The organism is Qipengyuania algicola, assembly GCF_042492175.1.
Classification (GTDB): Bacteria; Pseudomonadota; Alphaproteobacteria; order Sphingomonadales; family Sphingomonadaceae; genus CAJXSN01.
In genome coordinates, this window is the sequence record NZ_CP170453.1 from 2,741,430 (window position 1) to 2,759,051 (window position 17,622).

The 17,622-nt window shown below is 63.1% G+C and carries 13 protein-coding genes; 5 read left to right on the forward strand and 8 right to left on the reverse strand.

Going from position 1 to position 17,622, the window contains the following annotated elements; translation table 11 throughout:
• Window positions 1-29: 29 nt before the first annotated feature.
• Complete coding sequence (phoB, locus tag ACFCW2_RS13075; RefSeq protein ID WP_379546988.1) at window positions 30-719, forward strand: phosphate regulon transcriptional regulator PhoB; 690 nt, start codon at window positions 30-32, stop codon at window positions 717-719.
• On the opposite strand, the gene ACFCW2_RS13080 is transcribed toward phoB, so the two are convergent.
• From ACFCW2_RS13080 to ACFCW2_RS13095, 4 genes are all read right to left on the reverse strand, one after another.
• Window positions 716-1,459, reverse strand: coding sequence for an extensin family protein (locus tag ACFCW2_RS13080; protein WP_379546990.1), 744 nt, complete (start codon window positions 1,457-1,459; stop codon window positions 716-718). The two genes, phoB and ACFCW2_RS13080, sit on opposite strands and share 4 nt — an antisense overlap.
• On the reverse strand, window positions 1,456-5,217 hold the full coding sequence (locus tag ACFCW2_RS13085; protein WP_379546992.1) for an error-prone DNA polymerase: 3,762 nt from the start codon (window positions 5,215-5,217) through the stop codon (window positions 1,456-1,458). Before ACFCW2_RS13085 ends, ACFCW2_RS13080 begins: the two co-directional genes overlap by 4 nt.
• Before the next feature lie 107 nt (window positions 5,218-5,324).
• Window positions 5,325-6,767: a UdgX family uracil-DNA binding protein gene (locus ACFCW2_RS13090; protein ID WP_379546994.1), complete on the reverse strand. Its 1,443-nt coding sequence runs from the start codon at window positions 6,765-6,767 to the stop codon at window positions 5,325-5,327.
• On the reverse strand, window positions 6,764-8,008 hold the full coding sequence (locus ACFCW2_RS13095; RefSeq protein WP_379546996.1) for a putative DNA modification/repair radical SAM protein: 1,245 nt from the start codon (window positions 8,006-8,008) through the stop codon (window positions 6,764-6,766). The genes ACFCW2_RS13090 and ACFCW2_RS13095 overlap by 4 nt, the downstream gene beginning before the upstream one ends.
• A gap of 277 nt (window positions 8,009-8,285) precedes the next feature.
• Here ACFCW2_RS13095 and ACFCW2_RS13100 point away from each other — a divergent pair, with 277 nt between their 5' ends.
• The gene (locus tag ACFCW2_RS13100; RefSeq protein WP_379546998.1) at window positions 8,286-9,017 is read left to right on the forward strand and encodes a carbonic anhydrase; all 732 of its coding nucleotides are present in this window, start codon (window positions 8,286-8,288) and stop codon (window positions 9,015-9,017) included.
• Between the two features lie 61 nt (window positions 9,018-9,078).
• On the opposite strand, the gene ACFCW2_RS13105 is transcribed toward ACFCW2_RS13100, so the two are convergent.
• Window positions 9,079-10,602, reverse strand: a complete 1,524-nt coding sequence (locus tag ACFCW2_RS13105; RefSeq protein WP_379547000.1) for a DUF6504 family protein — start codon at window positions 10,600-10,602, stop codon at window positions 9,079-9,081.
• 89 nt (window positions 10,603-10,691) lie between these two features.
• Entirely contained in the window at window positions 10,692-11,585 is an 894-nt protein-coding gene (locus ACFCW2_RS13110; RefSeq protein ID WP_379547002.1) for a hypothetical protein, read from the reverse strand.
• 156 nt (window positions 11,586-11,741) lie between these two features.
• Here ACFCW2_RS13110 and ACFCW2_RS13115 point away from each other — a divergent pair, with 156 nt between their 5' ends.
• A complete protein-coding gene (locus tag ACFCW2_RS13115) occupies window positions 11,742-12,224 on the forward strand; it encodes a pyridoxamine 5'-phosphate oxidase family protein (protein WP_379547004.1) in 483 nt (160 codons plus the stop codon).
• Between the two features lie 67 nt (window positions 12,225-12,291).
• Here ACFCW2_RS13115 and ACFCW2_RS13120 read toward each other — a convergent pair whose 3' ends face one another.
• Entirely contained in the window at window positions 12,292-13,716 is a 1,425-nt protein-coding gene (locus ACFCW2_RS13120; protein ID WP_379547005.1) for a sodium-dependent transporter, read from the reverse strand.
• A 136-nt stretch (window positions 13,717-13,852) separates the two neighbouring features.
• On the opposite strand from ACFCW2_RS13120, the gene panB reads away from it, so the two are divergent.
• Together panB and ACFCW2_RS13130 are read left to right on the forward strand one after the other, a co-directional pair.
• Window positions 13,853-14,725: a 3-methyl-2-oxobutanoate hydroxymethyltransferase gene (gene panB, locus ACFCW2_RS13125; RefSeq protein ID WP_379547007.1), complete on the forward strand. Its 873-nt coding sequence runs from the start codon at window positions 13,853-13,855 to the stop codon at window positions 14,723-14,725.
• Window positions 14,726-14,772: 47 nt separating this feature from the next.
• Window positions 14,773-15,846: a DUF475 domain-containing protein gene (locus ACFCW2_RS13130; RefSeq protein WP_379547008.1), complete on the forward strand. Its 1,074-nt coding sequence runs from the start codon at window positions 14,773-14,775 to the stop codon at window positions 15,844-15,846.
• Between the two features lie 10 nt (window positions 15,847-15,856).
• On the opposite strand, the gene ACFCW2_RS13135 is transcribed toward ACFCW2_RS13130, so the two are convergent.
• Window positions 15,857-17,614 carry a tetratricopeptide repeat protein gene (locus ACFCW2_RS13135; protein ID WP_379547010.1) on the reverse strand — a complete coding sequence of 586 codons (1,758 nt, stop codon included), beginning with the start codon at window positions 17,612-17,614 and terminating at the stop codon, window positions 15,857-15,859.
• Window positions 17,615-17,622 lie beyond the last annotated feature (8 nt).

Here is a 17,622-nt window from a genome sequence, read left to right on the forward strand (position 1 = left end):
CGCATGTGCGGCCAGCAGAGGAACACCAAGTGTCTGTCGCCAGCCTGCTCCTAGTTGAAGACGACCCTGCGCTTTCGGAGCTGCTGGAGTTTCGCTTTTCGCGGGAAGGCTACCGTGTTCGCGCGACCGACGATGGCGATGACGCCTTGATGCTGGCAACTGAAGAGCTTCCCGATCTGGTCATCCTCGACTGGATGATAAACGGTACCAGCGGGATCGAAGTGTGCCGCCGTCTGCGCCGCGAGAAAGCGACCGCGCATGTCCCGATCATCATGCTGACCGCGCGCGAAGCCGAGGACGACCGCATACGCGGGCTGGAAACAGGCGCGGATGATTATGTGACCAAGCCCTTCTCCCCCCGCGAATTGCTGGCCCGCGTCTCGGCGGTCATGCGCCGCATCCGCCCCGCCCTTGCAGGCGAAGTGATAGAGGTAGGCGACATCAAGCTGGACCCGGTTGCGCACAGGGTGGAACGGGCGGGCAAGCCGTTGCAACTCGGCCCGACAGAATACCGCTTGCTCAAATTCTTCATGGAAAGCCCCGACCGTGTATTCAGCCGGGGCCAATTGCTCGACGGAGTATGGGGCACCGAAAGCGATATCGAATTGCGCACTGTGGACGTGCATATCCGCCGTCTTCGCAAGGCAATCCAGATGGACGGCGCGCCCGATCTGGTTCGGACTGTGCGGTCCGCCGGATACGCGTTCGAGACGCCCTAACGGCACACCCCGCCAATACGGCGCGGGGCACGGTCGAAATGGAAATGGTCGGCGTGAGCTGCATTATAGTCCGGCGACAAAACGGTGCTGAAGCCCGAGCAGGCCCCGTCGCGCACCGTGCGCAAGAATTCCGCTTTGGCACTCTCCCCGTCCCAATCGTCGAGAACCGAGACGCGCGTTCCGTCCGCGAGGATGAAGCCCGATATGTCCACCGCATTGCCCGTCGCATGCTCGCTCCACGGGCCTTCATCACGGCCATAGAGGCGCCTGCAACTATAGGCGCCATAGTGCTCGATCGTCTGCACATCCTGATTGAACAGCCGCTCCGCCGCAGGCTGCACTGTCTGATCCAGCCATAATTGCATTGCGACAGCGACCGGGCACGTGCTGGCTGGCGGGGGCGAAGCATAGGGGAAAGCATCCAACAAAGTCCGGTCGCTGCGCCGGCATGCGCCATCGCCCTGAGGTTCCAATGCGGTAAAGGATATGTCGCTGCGGGCCAGAACAGCGCGGCATTGCTCCGGGTCATCCGCCAGATTCGCGAGTTTGGCACCGGTCGCCCAGCCCGCAGGATCGCGCAGATCCAGTGGTGCCCACGGATTGTGCTCCGGATGATCCTGCAACCAGCTCCATCCGGCAAGACCGATGGCGGCGAGAAGCAGGATGAGAATAACCCGCCTGTCGCCCCGGAACCGTCCGATGCGGCGGGAAATGCGTTGGGTTGGCGGCGTTGAACTCAATGAAAATCTCTCGACTTGGGAATGATCCGCGCATTGCGGGGATGGCCGCGACCGCCATTGGTGTGGTTACCGCATTCACGGTTATTGGCGGGCGGTGGTTCCCACGGCTCTATCGGTCTGGCTTTTTCAGTATCTCCCTCAGGTGGAATATCCGCTTCCTTGCGAGGGCCGAATTTGCTCGGCAGCGGCGAGGTGACATGATCCGCACGGGCGAGCGGAGCCTCTAACATATCGTCGGACAGGGCATGCAGACGGTGCGTGGCATCGGTCATGTGGTGTGCGATGACATGGATCACCTCGTCATCATATTCCACCCTTCCGCGCACCTCTATCAGCCGCGCGCCCATCACCACCTTGCGCTGCTTCTCCTTCAGATCGGGCCAGACGACCAGATTGATGACCCCGGTCTCGTCCTCCAGCGTGATGAAGCACACGCCCTTCGCGCTGCCCGGCTGCTGGCGGATCAGCACCACGCCCGCCACCTGCACCATGCTGCGAAACTTGCGGTCGCGCAGATCGCAGGCCCGCACGAAGCCGCGCTCGGCCAGATCGGGCCGGAGGAAAGCCATGGGGTGCGCCTTCAGGCTGAGCCGGGTGGTCTGGTAATCGGCCACCACTTCCTCGCTCAGCGGCATATGCGGCAATTGCACGGCGCGTTTCTCTGCACCCTCGTCCCGCTCTGCCGCGGCACGGAACAGCGGCAGGTCCGGCCCCGCCACCAGACTGCGCGCATCCCACAGCGCCTGCCTGCGCGGCAGACCGAGCGATCCAAACGCATCCGCGCTGGCAAGCCGCTCGATATGCGCAGGCGAGAGCCCCGCCCGGTCCTGAAGCTCGCGCACATCGGCATAAGGCCCGTTCTCCGCCCGCTCGGCAATCAACCGCGCGGCGATGTGTTCGGGCAGCCCGTCGATCTGGCGCAGGCCGAGGCGCAGGGAGAGGTGCCTGTCCTGGCGGCCTTTGTCTGGGTTTTGCTCACGCGGACAGCCGTGCGACACGACGAAGTCAGTCGATTGATTGTCGCGCAGAGACGCAGAGGGCGCAGAGGTCTCGCATCTTCGGCGAAGCCGCATTCCCTCTTCGACAGCGTCCTCTTCCTGTATCGTAGCGGGAAAGGCGCCTTCAGCGCGGTCCGTCCCTCTGCGCCCTCTGCGTCTCTGCGCGAAAAAAACTCCCTCTCTCATATCCTCCAACGTGCAGTCCCAGTCGGAGCAATTCACATCCGCGCTGCGCACCTCCACCCCATGCTCCGCTGCATCGCGTACGATCTGTGCGGGCGCGTAGAACCCCATCGGCTGGGAATTGAGCAGCGCGCAGCCAAACGCCGCAGGGAAATGGCATTTCAGCCAGCTCGACACATAGACCAGATGCGCGAAACTGGCCGCGTGGCTTTCGGGGAAGCCATATTCGCCAAAGCCCCTGATCTGGTTGAAACAGCGCTGGGCAAAGTCGCGGTCGTACCCGCGCTTCACCATCCGCTCGACCATCATGTCCTGAAGCTCGTCAACCATGCCACGGCTGCGGAACGTCGCCATGGCCTTGCGCAGGCGATTGGCCTCCATGCTGGAAAACTTCGCCGCATCCAGCGCGATTTTCATCGCCTGTTCCTGAAAGATCGGTACGCCCAGCGTCCGCTCCAGAATGCTCGACAATTCATCCGGCGGGCCGTGCTCCGGGCCGGGGGCAGGAATGCGCACCTGCTCCGCCCCGCGCCGCCGTTTAAGATAGGGGTGCACCATATCCCCCTGGATCGGCCCGGGACGCACAATGGCGACCTGGATCACCAGATCGTAAAATTCGCGCGGGCGCAGGCGGGGCAGCATGTTCATCTGCGCCCGGCTTTCGACCTGAAACACACCGAGGGAATCGCCCTTACGCAGCATCGCATAGGTTTCGGGATCCTCGCGCGGGACGGTCGCCAGCTCCAGCGGGCGGTCGTGGTGATCCTCCAGCAGATCGAGGCATTTCTTGATGCAGGTCAGCATGCCCAGCGCCAGCACATCGACCTTCAGGATGCCGAGCGCCTCGATATCGTCCTTGTCCCATTCGATGAAACTGCGCTCCGGCATCGCGCCATTGCCGATGGGCACAGTCTCGGTCAGTGCGCCTTCGGTCAGAATGAACCCGCCGACATGCTGGGACAAATGGCGCGGCATTCCAATCATTTGCCGGGTGAGCGCGAGAACCCGTTTGAGGTGCGGGTCGGTGATATCCATGCCGCTCTCCGCGACATGGCCCTCACCAATTTCCCGGCCCCATCCGCCCCACACGGTCTTTGCCAATGTGCTGGTGACGTCTTCGGACAGGCCCATCGCCTTGCCCACTTCGCGGATCGCCATGCGTGGGCGATAGTGGATGACCGTCGCCGTCAATCCGGCACGGTGTCTTCCGTATTTGCGGTAGAGATACTGGATAACCTCTTCTCTCCGCTCATGTTCGAAGTCGACATCGATGTCCGGCGGCTCCTTGCGGTCCTCGGAGATAAAGCGGTCGAACAGCAGCTGGTGATGCGCCGGATCGACAGAGGTAATCCCGAGGCAGAAGCACACAGCAGAATTGGCCGCACTGCCCCGCCCCTGGCACAGGATCGGCGGGTTGACCTTCTCGCGCGCGAAATCGACGATATCCTTGATGGTCAGGAAATAGCGCGCCAGATCCATCTTGCCGATCAGCGCCAGCTCCTTGTGCAGAGTCTCCCGAACAGAGTCCGGCAAGCCATTGGGGTAGCGCCATTTTGCGCCCTCCCATGTGGCGCTTTCGAGATATTCCTGCGGCTCCATGCCGCCGGGATAAATCTCCTCCGGATACTCGTAACGCAGCTCGTCGAGGCTGAACTGGCAGGCATCGGCCACCTCCCGCGCCGCCGTGATGGCGTGGGGCCAGCGCTCGAACAGCTTCTCCATGATGTGCGGGGGTTTGAGATAGCGTTCGCCATTGCCGTGCAGCAGATGCCCGGCCCGCGCGACAGTCGTCTTGTGGCGGATCGCGGTCATGACATCCTGCAAGGGCCGCTTTTCCGGACCGGCATAATGCACGTCGTTGGTGGCGAGCAGGGTTAGGCCATTGGCGCGGGCCAGTGCGTCGAGCCGGTCGATCCGGGCGATATCGTCTCCAGTGTGCAAATGGCTGGCGGCGAGGTGGCGCAGGGTTGGGAATTGGTCGGTAAGGTGGGGGAGGAGTTCGGGGAAAGGTGCTGTAAGACGCATCATCTTCCCGCCCTGCGCGTCTGCATCGCGCAGCGGCACCACATTGCTTTCGACTGCAATCGCAAACACCGCATCCAGATCACGCGGCGGCAGCAGGATCAGCTGCACATCCTCGCTATGCGCGGCCAGCATCTTCAGGTTGATCGCGCATTCGCCCTTGGCCTGCCACTTACCGTCCAGCGTCTGCATCCGGCCTGCGCTGATCAGCTTGCACAGGCGTCCATAGGCCGCCCGGTCGCTCGGGTATGCGAGGAAGGCCAGTCCCTCGACCGTTTCTATCCGGCAACCGATAACCGGCCGCAATTTCAGAGTTTTCGCCTCGGTGTGCATGCGCACCACTCCGGCCATGGAATTGGCATCGGCAATCCCGATGGCGTCATAGCCCGCAGCCCGCGCCGCCATCGCCAGATCGACCGCATCCGACGCCCCGCGCAGGAAGCTGAAACAGGACACCACCCCCAGCTCTACAAAGGACGCGCGCGGCGGCGTGTCGATCAGGTCAGGATCGATTTCGAGAGTGCGTTTGTCGGGGGTGAGGGGCTGGTCGGGCATGACGGACAGGCCCTTTCGCCGCCGTCATCCCAGCAAAAGCTGGGATCTCGTGCAGCAATGTCCGACCCGGACGCACCAGATCCCAGCTTTCGCTGGGACGACGATAGTCATGAAAGCTCCCCCAACCGCGCCTTCACCGCAGCCAGATCGGCGTCGAACAGTCGTGCCTGCTCTTCGCGGGCTTCTCCGTCGAGGCGCAGGAGATAGGAGGGGTGCGCGGTGATCCACAGCTCGCTGCCGTCTTCGAGGGCAATTGGTGCACCACGCGCCTTGTTAATGCTGACGGTCTTGCCGAGGATACCGCGCGCCGCGCTGGCGCCCATCGCCAGCACCAGCTTGGGCTGCACGATGGCGCGCTCTGCCTCCTGCCACCAGCGGCAGGTATCGATTTCCTTGGCCGCTGGCGACTGGTGGATCCGCCGTTTGCCGCGCTGCACATATTTGAAGTGCTTCACGGCATTGGTGACATAGGCCGTGCTGCGCCGGATCCCGGCCTTCTCCAGATGCACATCCAGCAATTGCCCCGCCGGGCCCACGAATGGGCGGCCAGCCATATCCTCCTGATCGCCCGGCTGCTCGCCGACAATCATGAGCGCGGCATCGGAAGGCCCCTCGCCCATCACCGCGTGATTATCGAGATTGCCGATCGGGCATTGGCGGCAGGCGTGGATGGCTTTGTCGATTGCCTCCAGCGTTTCCGGCTTGTCCTCGAATTCCATACCGAACCCTGATTTTCCGGCATCGACCATCTGCGCCTCGCGCGTCTGCGCGCCTGCGATCAGCTCCGGTATCAGCGAAGCCTCGGGCAGGTTCTTCCAATATTTCTTGGGCATTTCGGACAGCATTGCACCGACTTTCAACCGCGCAGGGTTGAAGATGGAGGCGTAATATTTGCGCCACAGATCCTCCACCGGATCATCTCCGGGGGCGTCCTCGCGCCGCGCCGGAGGCCCTTCGCGCATGGTCTCGCCGTCCCAGTGCAGCGTGCCGCGCGGGGTCAGGATCGACCAGCGCATATTGGCGAAGCGGCGGCGGAAAAAGCCGGCATTGGCGCGTACGATGTGATGGTCAGGCTCGAACCAGGCGACGTAATGCTCCCCGCCGTCCCCATCCTCCACCTGCCGGAAACGGACGAAGGCGTGCATCTTGTGGCTGTCGCGGCGGACATTCTTGTCCCATTCCTCCACTCGGCGGACATCGGCGTCGGTCTTGTCCTCCATGATGCGCGGATTGGCCTGCAACCGCCACAGCAGGCGATACAGCAGTGCAAAACGCTCCGGGTCCGAATGCAGCGCGGCATTCTTCGCCACACCGAGAAACCGCTTGCTCGCCCGCACCGGCCGCGCATCGACAGGCGATGCAGGCAGCCGCGTATCACCGTTTGCGAACAGATCGCCCGCCCCGCCTGGCTCCACCCATGCCACGCGGTCGGGCGGAACATCGCACTGAATCAACTGCCGCGCCCGGTCACGCCAGAACGCGAAGTCGTCCGGCCGGGGCAAGTTTACCGCGTAATAGGCGCCCGGTTTGACATGTTGAAGCGCGGTCATGCCGCAAACAGCTCCAGTTGCTCCTGCGGCGGGGCGAGCAAGCGGCGCAGGTCGGCGCGGTCCGTCAGGGCGGTGGGACGCCAGTCGCAGGTCACGATGAAGGGGCGGATCTTGGTCAGCGACACAGTCAGCTTCGCCACATCGTCCAGCCTCAGCGTGCGGTGCCGCCGCGCCGCCAGTATCCGCTGCACGCCTTTCACGCCCAGCCCCGGCACGCGGAGCAACTGCTCCTTCGTGGCGCGGTTCACATCGACCGGAAACCAATCCCGAAATTTCAGGGCCCAGGCCAGTTTAGGATCAATATCCAGCGGCAGATTTCCGGCCTCATCCGTCGCTTGCATGATCTCGCCCGGCTTGTAGTCGTAGAACCGCATCAGCCAGTCCGACTGATACAGCCGGTGCTCGCGGATCAGCGGAGGACGTTTCAGCGGCAAGACGGCACTGGCGTCGGGGATCGGGCTAAACGCGCTGTAATACACCCGGCGCAGGCGGAAATTGTCATACAGGCGGCTCGCCTTGCCCACGATGTCCGCATCGCTGGCCGCATCCGCGCCGACGATCATCTGGGTCGACTGACCGGCGGGCGCAAAGCGAGGCGCGTGCTTGAACCGCTTCTTCGCGTCCTTCGCCTCAACGATGCTCGACTTCATGCCGCCCATCGCGCCTTCGATCTGGCGCGCGTCCTTGTCGGGCGCGAGGCGGGTCAGTCCGCTATCGGTCGGCAGCTCGACATTGATCGAGACACGGTCCGCGTGGAGCCCGGCCTGATAGACCAGCTGCGGATCGGCCTCGGGGATGGTCTTCAAGTGGATGTAGCCGCGAAAATCATGCTCCTCGCGCAGGATACGGGCCGTCTCGACCAATTGCTCCATCGTGAAGTTGGAGCTTTTGATGATGCCCGAGGACAGGAACAGCCCCTCGATATAATTGCGCCGGTAGAAGCTCAGCGTGAGGTCGGCCACTTCCTGCGGCGTGAAGCGCGCGCGGCGGACATTGCTGCTCTTGCGGTTGATGCAATAATGGCAATCGAAGATGCAGTGATTGGTCATCAGCACCTTCAACAAGGATATGCACCGGCCATCGGGCGCATAGGCGTGGCAGATGCCCATCCCCTCGGTCGAACCGATGCCCTTCCCACCAATCGAGTTCTTCTTGGCCGTGCCGGACGACGCGCAGGAGGCATCGTATTTCGCCGCATCGGCGAGGATTTCGAGTTTCTGCAAGATGCTCTGTGCGGCCATTCGTTCTATATATGTTCCTACGCACATTGAATCCAGTGCATTCTGCGCAAGGGTCAATCCACTCATTCAATGAGATTTTGTATCATTTGTTTTCAGGTACTTGCCGGGAACTCAATCGAGGGGAGCGCGTATTGCAGCCACGGACCGGGCCCCTCTGGCGAGCAACGCTCGTGATGTCGGACGTACCAACAGGGCGGCTGGTTCTTTCATGATCGGTCGCAAGTTTCACGCCGCCAACCGGCGAAGACCGGTGCGCGGCAGGTCTTGGAGAATGATTATGAAAATGCTTCCCGCGCTTCTCGCAACCGCGATGGTCGTATCCCCTACCGCCGCCATCGCGCAGGAAAAGGACTGGAATTTCGGCGACGGTGAAATGCCCGAGCGCTGGTCCACTCTCAACACCGATTACGCGATCTGCGATGCCGGTCTCAACCAAAGCCCCATCGATCTTGGCGCGGCCAATGCACGCGGCGATGTCGCGCTCGAAACCAATTTCGGCGAAACCACCGGCACAGTCGTTTTTGGCGAAGAAAAAGTGCAAGTCGATTTCCCTGCCGGCATGGGCATGACGTCGGGCGGAAAGTCCTTCAATCTCATCCAGGTCCACTTCCACACCCCGTCCGAGCACGCCGTGAATGGCGAGCGGACGCCGCTGGTTGCGCATTTCGTGCACGCCACCGATGCCGGTGAACTGGGCGTTCTGGGCGTGATGTTTGAAGAAGGCGAAGCCAATCCGGCGCTGGCCAAGATCACCGAACATGTAGGCCACCCCAGCGGCATGCTGGCCACATTCGACATCAACGACATGGTCCCCGATGATCTGTCGGTGTTCCGTTACATGGGTTCGCTGACCACCCCGCCCTGCAGCGAAGGCGTCAACTGGCATGTCGCGGACGAGCCGCTGACGGCCAGCGCAGAGCAGATTGCTTCCCTGCGCGGTGCATTGGGCGACAGCGCGCGTTCTCTGCAGCCGCTGGGTTCGCGCCTGCTGGTTGCCCCGGCCGAGTAAGCGGTCACAGCATTGAAATTGCAGGCGGCGGCGTATCGAAAGATGCGTCGCCGTTCTGCTGTCAGGCGCATAGGCCCTGCACATACCAGTCGGGCAGTCCGCCATTTCGGTCATTGCCCCGTCCGTCTCCGATCAGGCCGTGGCGATAGATCCAGTAGCGGCGGCCCTGCGTATCCTCGATGCGGTAATAATCGCGCAGCCGGGTGGTGGATTTCTCGCGCCACCATTCCGGCGCGATCCGTTCCGGCCCCTCCACCCGGACGATTTCGTGAATTTCGCCGCGCCATTGGAACCGGCGGGGATAGCCATCGGGCGTGGCATAGAGCACTGAAATAGGCTCCGCCCGGTCGAGCAGTTTCAGCGGGCGGGCGTGAAAGCGCAGTTCATGCTGCTGCACCGGTTCCGGCTCCAGCGGCGCCTGCCAGCGCTGCGCCCGTTCGGGCAGATGGCTGGGGTGCAGCACCGGGCGTGATACGGCGTGGGGGCCAAGGCGCGTGGTCAGCCGGTCGATACAGGCAGCCAGCGACGTGCCATGGCCACGCGCGGCGGCTTCTATATCGCCCTGCGCCATCGCCAGCGGCTCTGCCCAGCTGGCCCGCAGGCGCATCGTCTCGATCCCGAAGCCGGCATCGATATTGTCGAGCTTTTCCGCAAACAGGCGGCAGATGTGATCGGCATCGCGCACCGCAGCGGCCAGTTCGAGCGCGCGCACCGTCACCTCGCCATCCACCCGCCATAGGCCCAGCTCCAGACGGCGGGCGCCCTGCCCCCGCCCCTCCAGATCGCGGACCATATCGGCGGCCAGATCGGCCAGCACATGGTCCAGCGCCTCGCGGTGGCGGATCGGTTGGGCCAGGCGGCGCTGGACCAGCGGCATGGCCTGCGGAACCACCGGCAGCAGTGGTTCGGGCACGCGGCCGATCAGCTGGTCCATCCGGATCAGCGGATTGGCGGCGGGATTGCGGCGGTTGCGGAAACGGCGCTGGATCGCATCGCGTCCAGTTGCTCCGCCCTCCACATTGGTGATCTGCCGCAATGTCTTGAGGCCGAGACGACGCAGCACGGCCAGCACATCATCGTCGAGCCGCAGCGCTGCAACCGGCAGATCGGCGAGCCTTTCGGCAATGTCGTCCTCTGCTGACAGGATGCAATGTGGCGGACCGTAATGAGATAGCGCCCATGCCGCGCCTGCTGTGGGTGCTATCGCGAGCCGAACGTGCAGGCCTCGCCTAGTGAAATGCTGCGCCGCATCGGCCAGCAGACACTTCTCTCCGCCGAACAGATGCGCCACTGCGGTAATATCCACCAGCAGTCCATCGGGCGGGTCCATCGCCGACCACGGTCCCCAGCGCATGGCCCATGCGGCCAGCTTCTCCAGCAGTTCCCGGTCACCCGCAGGATCGCCGGGAACGGCGCGCAATTGCGGACACAGCGTGCGAGCATCGGCCAGCATCATACCGGCATGCGCGCCGCCAGCGTGCCCCGCAGCATTGGCGCTATCGATGCGCGGCCCGTGCGCGGTTTCGGTAATCAGAGCCAGCGGATCGGCGTCTGCCCCCTCACCCGGCTTGCAGCCCTGCGCCATGCGCCACCGATCAAGCGCCAGCTGGGCGCACCAGACGGACAGAATGCGGCGGGGTTGAAGGGACGGTGGCTCGCCGGACACGGCATAGCCTAGCCCCGTTCGCCCTGAGCCTGCCTATGGGCAGCCCTTCCTTCCAGCGGGCCGCCAGAAGAGAAAAGCGGTCCTTCGACAGGCTCAGGACGAACGGAAAGAGAGGATGGTCCGGCAATCGGGAACTTCGCACTCATCTTACCCAGCCTCATCCCTACCGTGGCGGGTTGGCGTTGCTTGGGATCAGCCACCAGCGCTCCGCCGCGCTGCGTCAGCGTCCACTCACCCGGAGCATGGGTGCGGGCGCGGAACAGCTCTGCTGCCCAAGCGGCCGCTCCCGGTGCCTGCGCATTCCACCGTGGTGGAGCAGAAGGAGCAGAGCGGGCGGCCCAGCGCAGACGGGCGGAGGACAGATCGCGGCCCGCATCGATCCGCACCAGCCACAGCGGGACACCGTGCCGCTCTGCCGTCAGGCTGAGGCGGCGCGATGCGGTAAAGTCGAGCGCGCGCGGGTTGCCCGACACTTCGCCGATCACGCAGGCCAGATCGCGGCACCGCACCCCCTCCTCCAGCGCGAACAGCGCATCCTGCGCATTCTCCGCATAGACATGGATCATCCGTCCCTGCAGCGCCTCTGGCAGGCCGGGGCGATAGGGTCGCCCGGTCAGGCGCACAGCGGATTTATCCTGCACCCACAGAATGGCGCGGCGGTCCTCTTTCTCGGCAGAGGGCTCATCCGCCTGCGCTGCCCTGCGCGCCTCCAGCGTATCGATGGCAAGAGCCAGCGCCAGCCCCGCCCCGCCGGCATCACGCGCGCTCGCGAAAACCTCGCTATGCACGGCATCGGCCAGACCCGGGCGCCAGCGTGCGGCACGCGTGGCAGACAGCGCGGCCACATCGGCGCTGCTGAGCCGTGCCGTTTCCGGCAGGCTGTCGAGAGAGGGAACAATCATAACGAATCGACTCTTATGTTCTTATTATGTTCCCACACGCCTTTGAGTGCAACGCCTTGTCTTCATGAGACCACACCTCGTCGTGCAGCCCGTACCAGATCGGAACAAATCCCCCCGACAGCCCGTTGGTCCGGTATATAAAGGAGATACAGCACAATGACTTATGACGAGAACAAGTCCGACGACCTGAAGCAGGATTTCTGGCAGGCACTGGCGGATTCGCCTTTTGTCTTCCTCGAACGCAAGAGCCAACCGGAAGAAGCCGTCGTCATGACCGCGCAGCTCGACAAGGATGCCGACAGCGCGATCTGGTTCTTCACCACCAAGGATCACAGTCTCGCCAATCTCGGCCCCGCAATCGCGACCTTCGCCGCCAAGGGCCACGATCTCTTCGCCCGCTTCGAAGGCACGCTGGTCAAGGAAACGAGCCGCGAGCGCCTCGACAAGCAGTGGAGCAACATGGTCGAAGCATGGTTCCCCGGCGGCAAAGACGACCCCAACCTGCTGATGCTGCGCATGGATCTCGGCAAAGCCGAAATCTGGAACAGTGATCTGGGCGTGCTGACCACCGCCAAGATGCTAATGGGCAAAGATGTCCGCGACGAAGCCCGCGAAGAGCACGTCGAAACCGCGCTCTAAGCGACAGAATATACCTACCAAAAGGGCCGCTCCTCACGGGGCGGCCCTCTTTGTTTTGCCTTGGGGTCTAACCCAGAACGCTGGGGAACAGCCCTGTCACCAGAATGATGCTCACAGCCAGCGGACACAGCCAAGCAAGCAGGAACCGCCAGACAGCGAACGCACCACCCGAAAGACCCGTGGTCGTCTCCAGCAGCCTGCGATCAGCCTTCCACCCGACAAACAACGAGGCAGCCAGCGCGCCAAGCGGCAGCATCACCTTGCCCGTGAAACCATCCACCGTGTCGAGAATATCTGTCTCTGCAAAGATCGACCAGAAGCCGAGCGGACGCACATCAGAGAGGACATTGTAGCCCAGCAGGCAGAAGATCCCGATCACGAATGCCGAACCGCCAAAGACCAGCGCGGAGGTCGTCCGCGACCATCCCATCTGCCCGACGCCCCAGGCGGTCGGAACCTCGAGCAGAGAAATCGAACTGGTCACCGCAGCAACCAGAATGAGCACGAAAAACAGCAGGCCGATCAACGATCCCGCCGGCATGGATTCAAATGCGAAAGGCAACGTCTGGAAAACCAGCGTCGGCCCGGCAGCGGGGTCCAGCCCGACCGCAAACACGATCGGGAAAATCATCAGACCGGCAAGCAGCGCCACACCCGTATCGGCAAAGGCAATCGCCACAGCGGTGGAGCCAAGCTTGGTGCCCTCACGGATATACGATCCGTAGGTGATGATCCCCGCAACGCCCAAGGAAAGCGAGAATAGAGCCTGACCCAGCGCAGAGTTCATCACCTCAGGTGTCAGCTTGGACCAATCGGGCGTGAACAGAAACGCTGCCGCCTCGCCCACATCGCCGACAATCGCGCCGTAAATCGTAATCGAGATGAGCAGAACGAAAAACGCCGGCATCAGCCATGTCGCGGCTTTCTCGATCCCGCCGCTGATCCCGCGCGCCACGATAAACAACGTCACGCCCATAAATGCGAAATGCATCGCCAGAAGAAGCGTCGGATTGGCGAAAAGGTCGCCCATCCGGCCCGCAATCTGCTCCTGACTCTCACCCGCGAGAGCGCCGCGGAACGGGTCGCCTGCCATCAGCGCACTGCCGAAATCGGCAGCAAACACCCCGACATAATACAGCACCCATCCGGCCACGACCGAGTAGAAAGAGACGATCAGGAACGCGGCCATGGCGCCTAGGCCGCCAAACAGCCACCAACGCTCGGATACACGCGACTCCCGCGCGACAACCTTGATCGAGCCGACCGCATCGGTCTGCCCTGCCCGGCCAATGAATATCTCGGCCAGCAGCAGCGGCAGGCCCAGCAGGACCACGCAGCCAATATAGAAGATCACAAAGGCGCCGCCGCCGCTCTCGCCCGCAAGCGTGGGAAAGCGCCAGAGATTGCCCAGACCCACTGCCGCGCCGATAGCAGCAAGAATGAAGGCAGACCGGGATGACCAGCCTTCGGCGGTGGACGTTGCAGCAACCATTTCTCAAATTCTCCCCGCGCCGGTGCAACCTGGGCACCATGCAAACGCTTCTCTCCGGCGCTCCATGCAAGAATTCTTGCGCCCCGCCAAGTGGCAGGCTTTGCCTTATCGCAAACGCGCCGCTAATCGGGCGGGTATGTCCACAACCTTCCAGATCGACACCTCGACCAGTCGCGCCAATCCGACGCCCGCCCCGATGAAACGCCTGACAGTGCCGCGCATCAGGGCACGCAAGAAGGATGGCGTGACCGAAGAACCTCTGGTGATGCTGACGGCCTACACCGCGCGGCAGGCGCAGTTGCTGGACGCGCATTGCGATCTGCTGCTAGTCGGGGATTCGCTGGGGCAGGTCATTTACGGCTTACCCTCCACTATTCCTGTGACCATGGAAATGATGGCCAATCACGCAGCGGCTGTTGTCCGCGGCAGCTATCACTCTGTCGTAGTGGTCGATATGCCGTTCGGTTCCTACGAACAGTCGCCCGAGCAAGCCTTCGAGAACGCCGCCACATTGCTGAAAGCCAGCGGAGCGGCAGCGGTGAAGCTGGAAGGCGGCGAGGCGATGGCCGAGACTGTCGCCTTCCTCAATTCGCGCGGAATTCCGGTGATGGGTCACGTTGGTCTGACCCCGCAGGCTGTGAATGTTCTCGGCGGCTATATGGCGCGTGGACGCAGCGATACGGAAGCGGACAAGATCGTCGGCGATGCCAAGGCGCTCGATGAGGCCGGTGCCTTCGCCATTGTGATCGAAGGTGTTGTCGAACCCATCGCCATCGAGGCCACCAAGGCTGTCACCGCCCCCACAATAGGAATCGGCGCATCGGCGCAATGCGACGGGCAGGTTCTGGTGACCGAAGACATGCTTGGCATGTTCGAACGCGTGCCACGCTTCGTGAAGAAATATGGCGATATCGCCACCGTCATCTCCGACACTGCGGCCCAATATGCTGGCGAAGTCCGGGATCGCAGCTTCCCGGGCGAAGAGCAGACCTACCAACCCAAGAAATAGCGCACTTCGCCGCTCCACCTTTCCGATTGCAAAGATAAGTCCGACTTATGGCCACGCTGCTGCGTTTCTACACCTTCTCGCTCGCTTTTACCGCCGTCTGCTTTGCGCTGGGCGCATGGTATGGCTGGGCCAGCACAGGCACGCTCACAGGCATGCTTTCGCTCCTGTGGATCGTGTTTGTCCTGTCGATTCTGGAGATTTCGCTCAGCTTCGACAACGCCGTCGTCAACGCGACTGTTCTGCGCGAGATGGACGAGGTGTGGCAGCGGCGCTTTCTGACATGGGGTATCCTGATCGCCGTGTTCGGGATGCGGATCGTGTTCCCGATTGCGATTGTCGCCATCGCGGCGAATCTGGGACCTGTGGAGGCAATCAACCTCTCGCTCAATGACCCGCAGGAATATGAGCGGATCGTGTCGGGCGCGCATATCGGAATTGCGGGTTTCGGCGGGGCATTCCTCGCGATGGTCGGGCTTACCTTCTTCTTCGACAGCGACAAGGATGTGCACTGGATTGCCGGGATCGAGCGGGCCATCAACCGGTTCTCCAGCATTCCGGCGGTGGAAATCGGACTGGTCCTGACGCTGATCTACGCGGTCTCGACAACGCTTGCGCCGGATGATGCGCTGACTTTCATGACTGCCGGTGTCCTCGGTCTTGTCACCTTTATCGGGGTGCATGCATTGGGCGCGCTGATCGAACAGGCCGAGGCACGCAAGCGGGCGGCGGGCGCTGTGGTCCGCTCCGGCCTTGGCGGATTTCTCTACCTAGAAGTGCTCGACGCATCGTTCAGTTTCGACGGGGTTATCGGTGCCTTTGCGCTCTCGAACAATATGATCGTGATCGCCCTCGGCCTGTCCGTCGGCGCGATGTTTGTGCGGTCCATGACCATCCACCTGGTCAAGCAAGGCACCTTGTCCGAGTATCGCTATCTGGAACACGGCGCGTTCTGGGCGATCATCGCGCTGGGCACCATCATGCTTGTCTCGGCGCGTTGGCATATTCCCGAGACATTCACCGGCCTGATCGGCGCGACCCTGATCGGCATCTCGTTGTGGTGGTCTGTGCGGCACAATCGGCGCGCACAAGCTGATGGAGCATCCGAAGCCCAGACGGATTAAGCAGCCCCTGTTAACGACGCGCGAGGGCCGGACTGTTTTCCAGCTGCTGAGCCTTCGCCAGAGCAGTGCGCGCGACGTCGCTCTCCTCCACCATGGCCAGCGCCTGCAATGCAGCCGGGCTTTGCGGCAAGATCGATACCGCCCGGTGCGCATAGCGTTTTGCCAGATCGGGGTCCCCCTGCCGCGAGGCAACCACCGCGCGCAAGGACAGAACCTGCGGATCACGGGAGAACCCGTGCCTGAGAGCCTGATCAAGTAACGCGGACGCACGGTTCAGGTTGCCCTGATCATAGGCGAATCGAGCGAGCATCGAAGCGAGCTCTCCATTCGATGGGTTGCCCGCCAGTTGCGCCTCGGCCAGCGCTACCGCGTCATCGCGCCTGCCAACCGAACGCAGTGCCGCGATCATACGGCGAGCCAATGGCCAAGGACGGCGAATCCTCGCGGCCGCGTCATAGGCCTGCAAGGCCGGACCGACCTGCCTGCTGGCAAGACGCGCATCACCCAGCAGCGCAAAGGCATCGGCCGAACCGGGGTACCGGTTCCTGAAAGCTCCGGCTGCGGCCAGAGCGCCCGAACGGTCCCCGTTGACGATGCGGCCGCGCACAAGGGACAAAGCGTCTTGCCCGTCGCCCACCCCTCGCCTGCTGGTCACGGTAAGGTCCATCGCAGGCTGCATCGCCACCAGGCTCGAATCGCGCGTTTCAGCTGCCAGATCCAACAATGCCACAGCCTGATCGCGGTCCCCGACCGCCTCGTGCGCGCGGGCCACGATCACCCGCATATAGGGCGAGGCGCTGAGCAAGCGGGCTTCATCATCGAAGCGATGGATCAACTCCCTGTGATTGCCCCCAAGCGAGAGGGACCGCGCGAGCAATTCGCGCACCTGCCGGTTTTCGGGCTGCAACCGATTGAGGCGGTCGAACGACTGCGCCGCGCTGGCATAATTGCCCTGTTCGATATCGATAACGCCGCCAAGCAGAATACCAGCAGGCACATCGCGGGCAAAATCCCCGCTCCGCATCAGCAGTTTGCGGGAAAGGGCGAACTCTCCGCCACGCGCGGCCAGCACGGCCTGCAGAAAATAGGCGCGTGGATATCCCCGGTCGATCTCCACCATGCGGCGCGCGACAGCCAAGCCTTCGCGCGCACGGCCAAGCTCAGCCAGGGTGGCGGAGTAATCGGCGAGTATGTCGAGATTGTCTGGCTGCTTCTCCAGCGCCCGCTCGAAGAACGGCAATGCGGCTGCCATACCCTCGGCATCCCGCGCCAGCTGTCCGCGCAGAAGCAACGCTTCGGCATTGTCCGGCCCAAGCTCGATGGCTCGCAAGGCCGCATCGACAGCCTGCGCCTGCTCTCCGCCGCGGTAGCGAAGCCGCGCGATATAGACCCACAGCTCCGCATCGTCGGGCATGAATGCCAGTGCCCTGTCGAAAGCCGTGCCTGCAGAAGGAAGATTGCCCACCTGCATTTCCAGCTTGCCCAGCATCAGGAAACCGCGCCCGGCGGTTGCGTCAGTAAACTCCCCTTTGCCGAGCCATTTCCGCGCCTCTGCGATCTGCCCCTGCAAAAGCTCCGCCTCGCCCATGGCGGCGGCTACGGCTTCGCGCGGGCTTCCGTTTTGGAGCATTTCGCGCAGGGCAAGCTCTGCCCCGAAGCCGTCGCCACTCGCCAAGGCAGCCTGCGCGCGTTCGGGCGGTGGCAATGGCGCCGCCGCCTGTTCGCAGCCGATCAGGGACAAGGCCCCGGCCAGGGCAAGAAGGCGCAAGGGGGCCA

Excerpts from the sequence above, each read along its gene's own strand:
- ACFCW2_RS13130 (WP_379547008.1), top strand. The coding sequence starts at position 14,773 with ATGGCCACGCTGCTGCGTTTCTACACCTTCTCGCTCGCTTTTACCGCC.
- ACFCW2_RS13120 (WP_379547005.1), bottom strand. The coding sequence starts at position 13,716 with ATGGTTGCTGCAACGTCCACCGCCGAAGGCTGGTCATCCCGGTCTGCC.
- ACFCW2_RS13105 (WP_379547000.1), bottom strand. The coding sequence starts at position 10,602 with ATGGCGCAGGGCTGCAAGCCGGGTGAGGGGGCAGACGCCGATCCGCTG.
- ACFCW2_RS13110 (WP_379547002.1), bottom strand. The coding sequence starts at position 11,585 with ATGATTGTTCCCTCTCTCGACAGCCTGCCGGAAACGGCACGGCTCAGC.
- panB (WP_379547007.1), top strand. The coding sequence starts at position 13,853 with ATGTCCACAACCTTCCAGATCGACACCTCGACCAGTCGCGCCAATCCG.
- ACFCW2_RS13085 (WP_379546992.1), bottom strand. The coding sequence starts at position 5,217 with ATGCCCGACCAGCCCCTCACCCCCGACAAACGCACTCTCGAAATCGAT.
- ACFCW2_RS13090 (WP_379546994.1), bottom strand. The coding sequence starts at position 6,767 with ATGACCGCGCTTCAACATGTCAAACCGGGCGCCTATTACGCGGTAAAC.
- ACFCW2_RS13100 (WP_379546998.1), top strand. The coding sequence starts at position 8,286 with ATGAAAATGCTTCCCGCGCTTCTCGCAACCGCGATGGTCGTATCCCCT.
- ACFCW2_RS13115 (WP_379547004.1), top strand. The coding sequence starts at position 11,742 with ATGACTTATGACGAGAACAAGTCCGACGACCTGAAGCAGGATTTCTGG.
- ACFCW2_RS13095 (WP_379546996.1), bottom strand. The coding sequence starts at position 8,008 with ATGGCCGCACAGAGCATCTTGCAGAAACTCGAAATCCTCGCCGATGCG.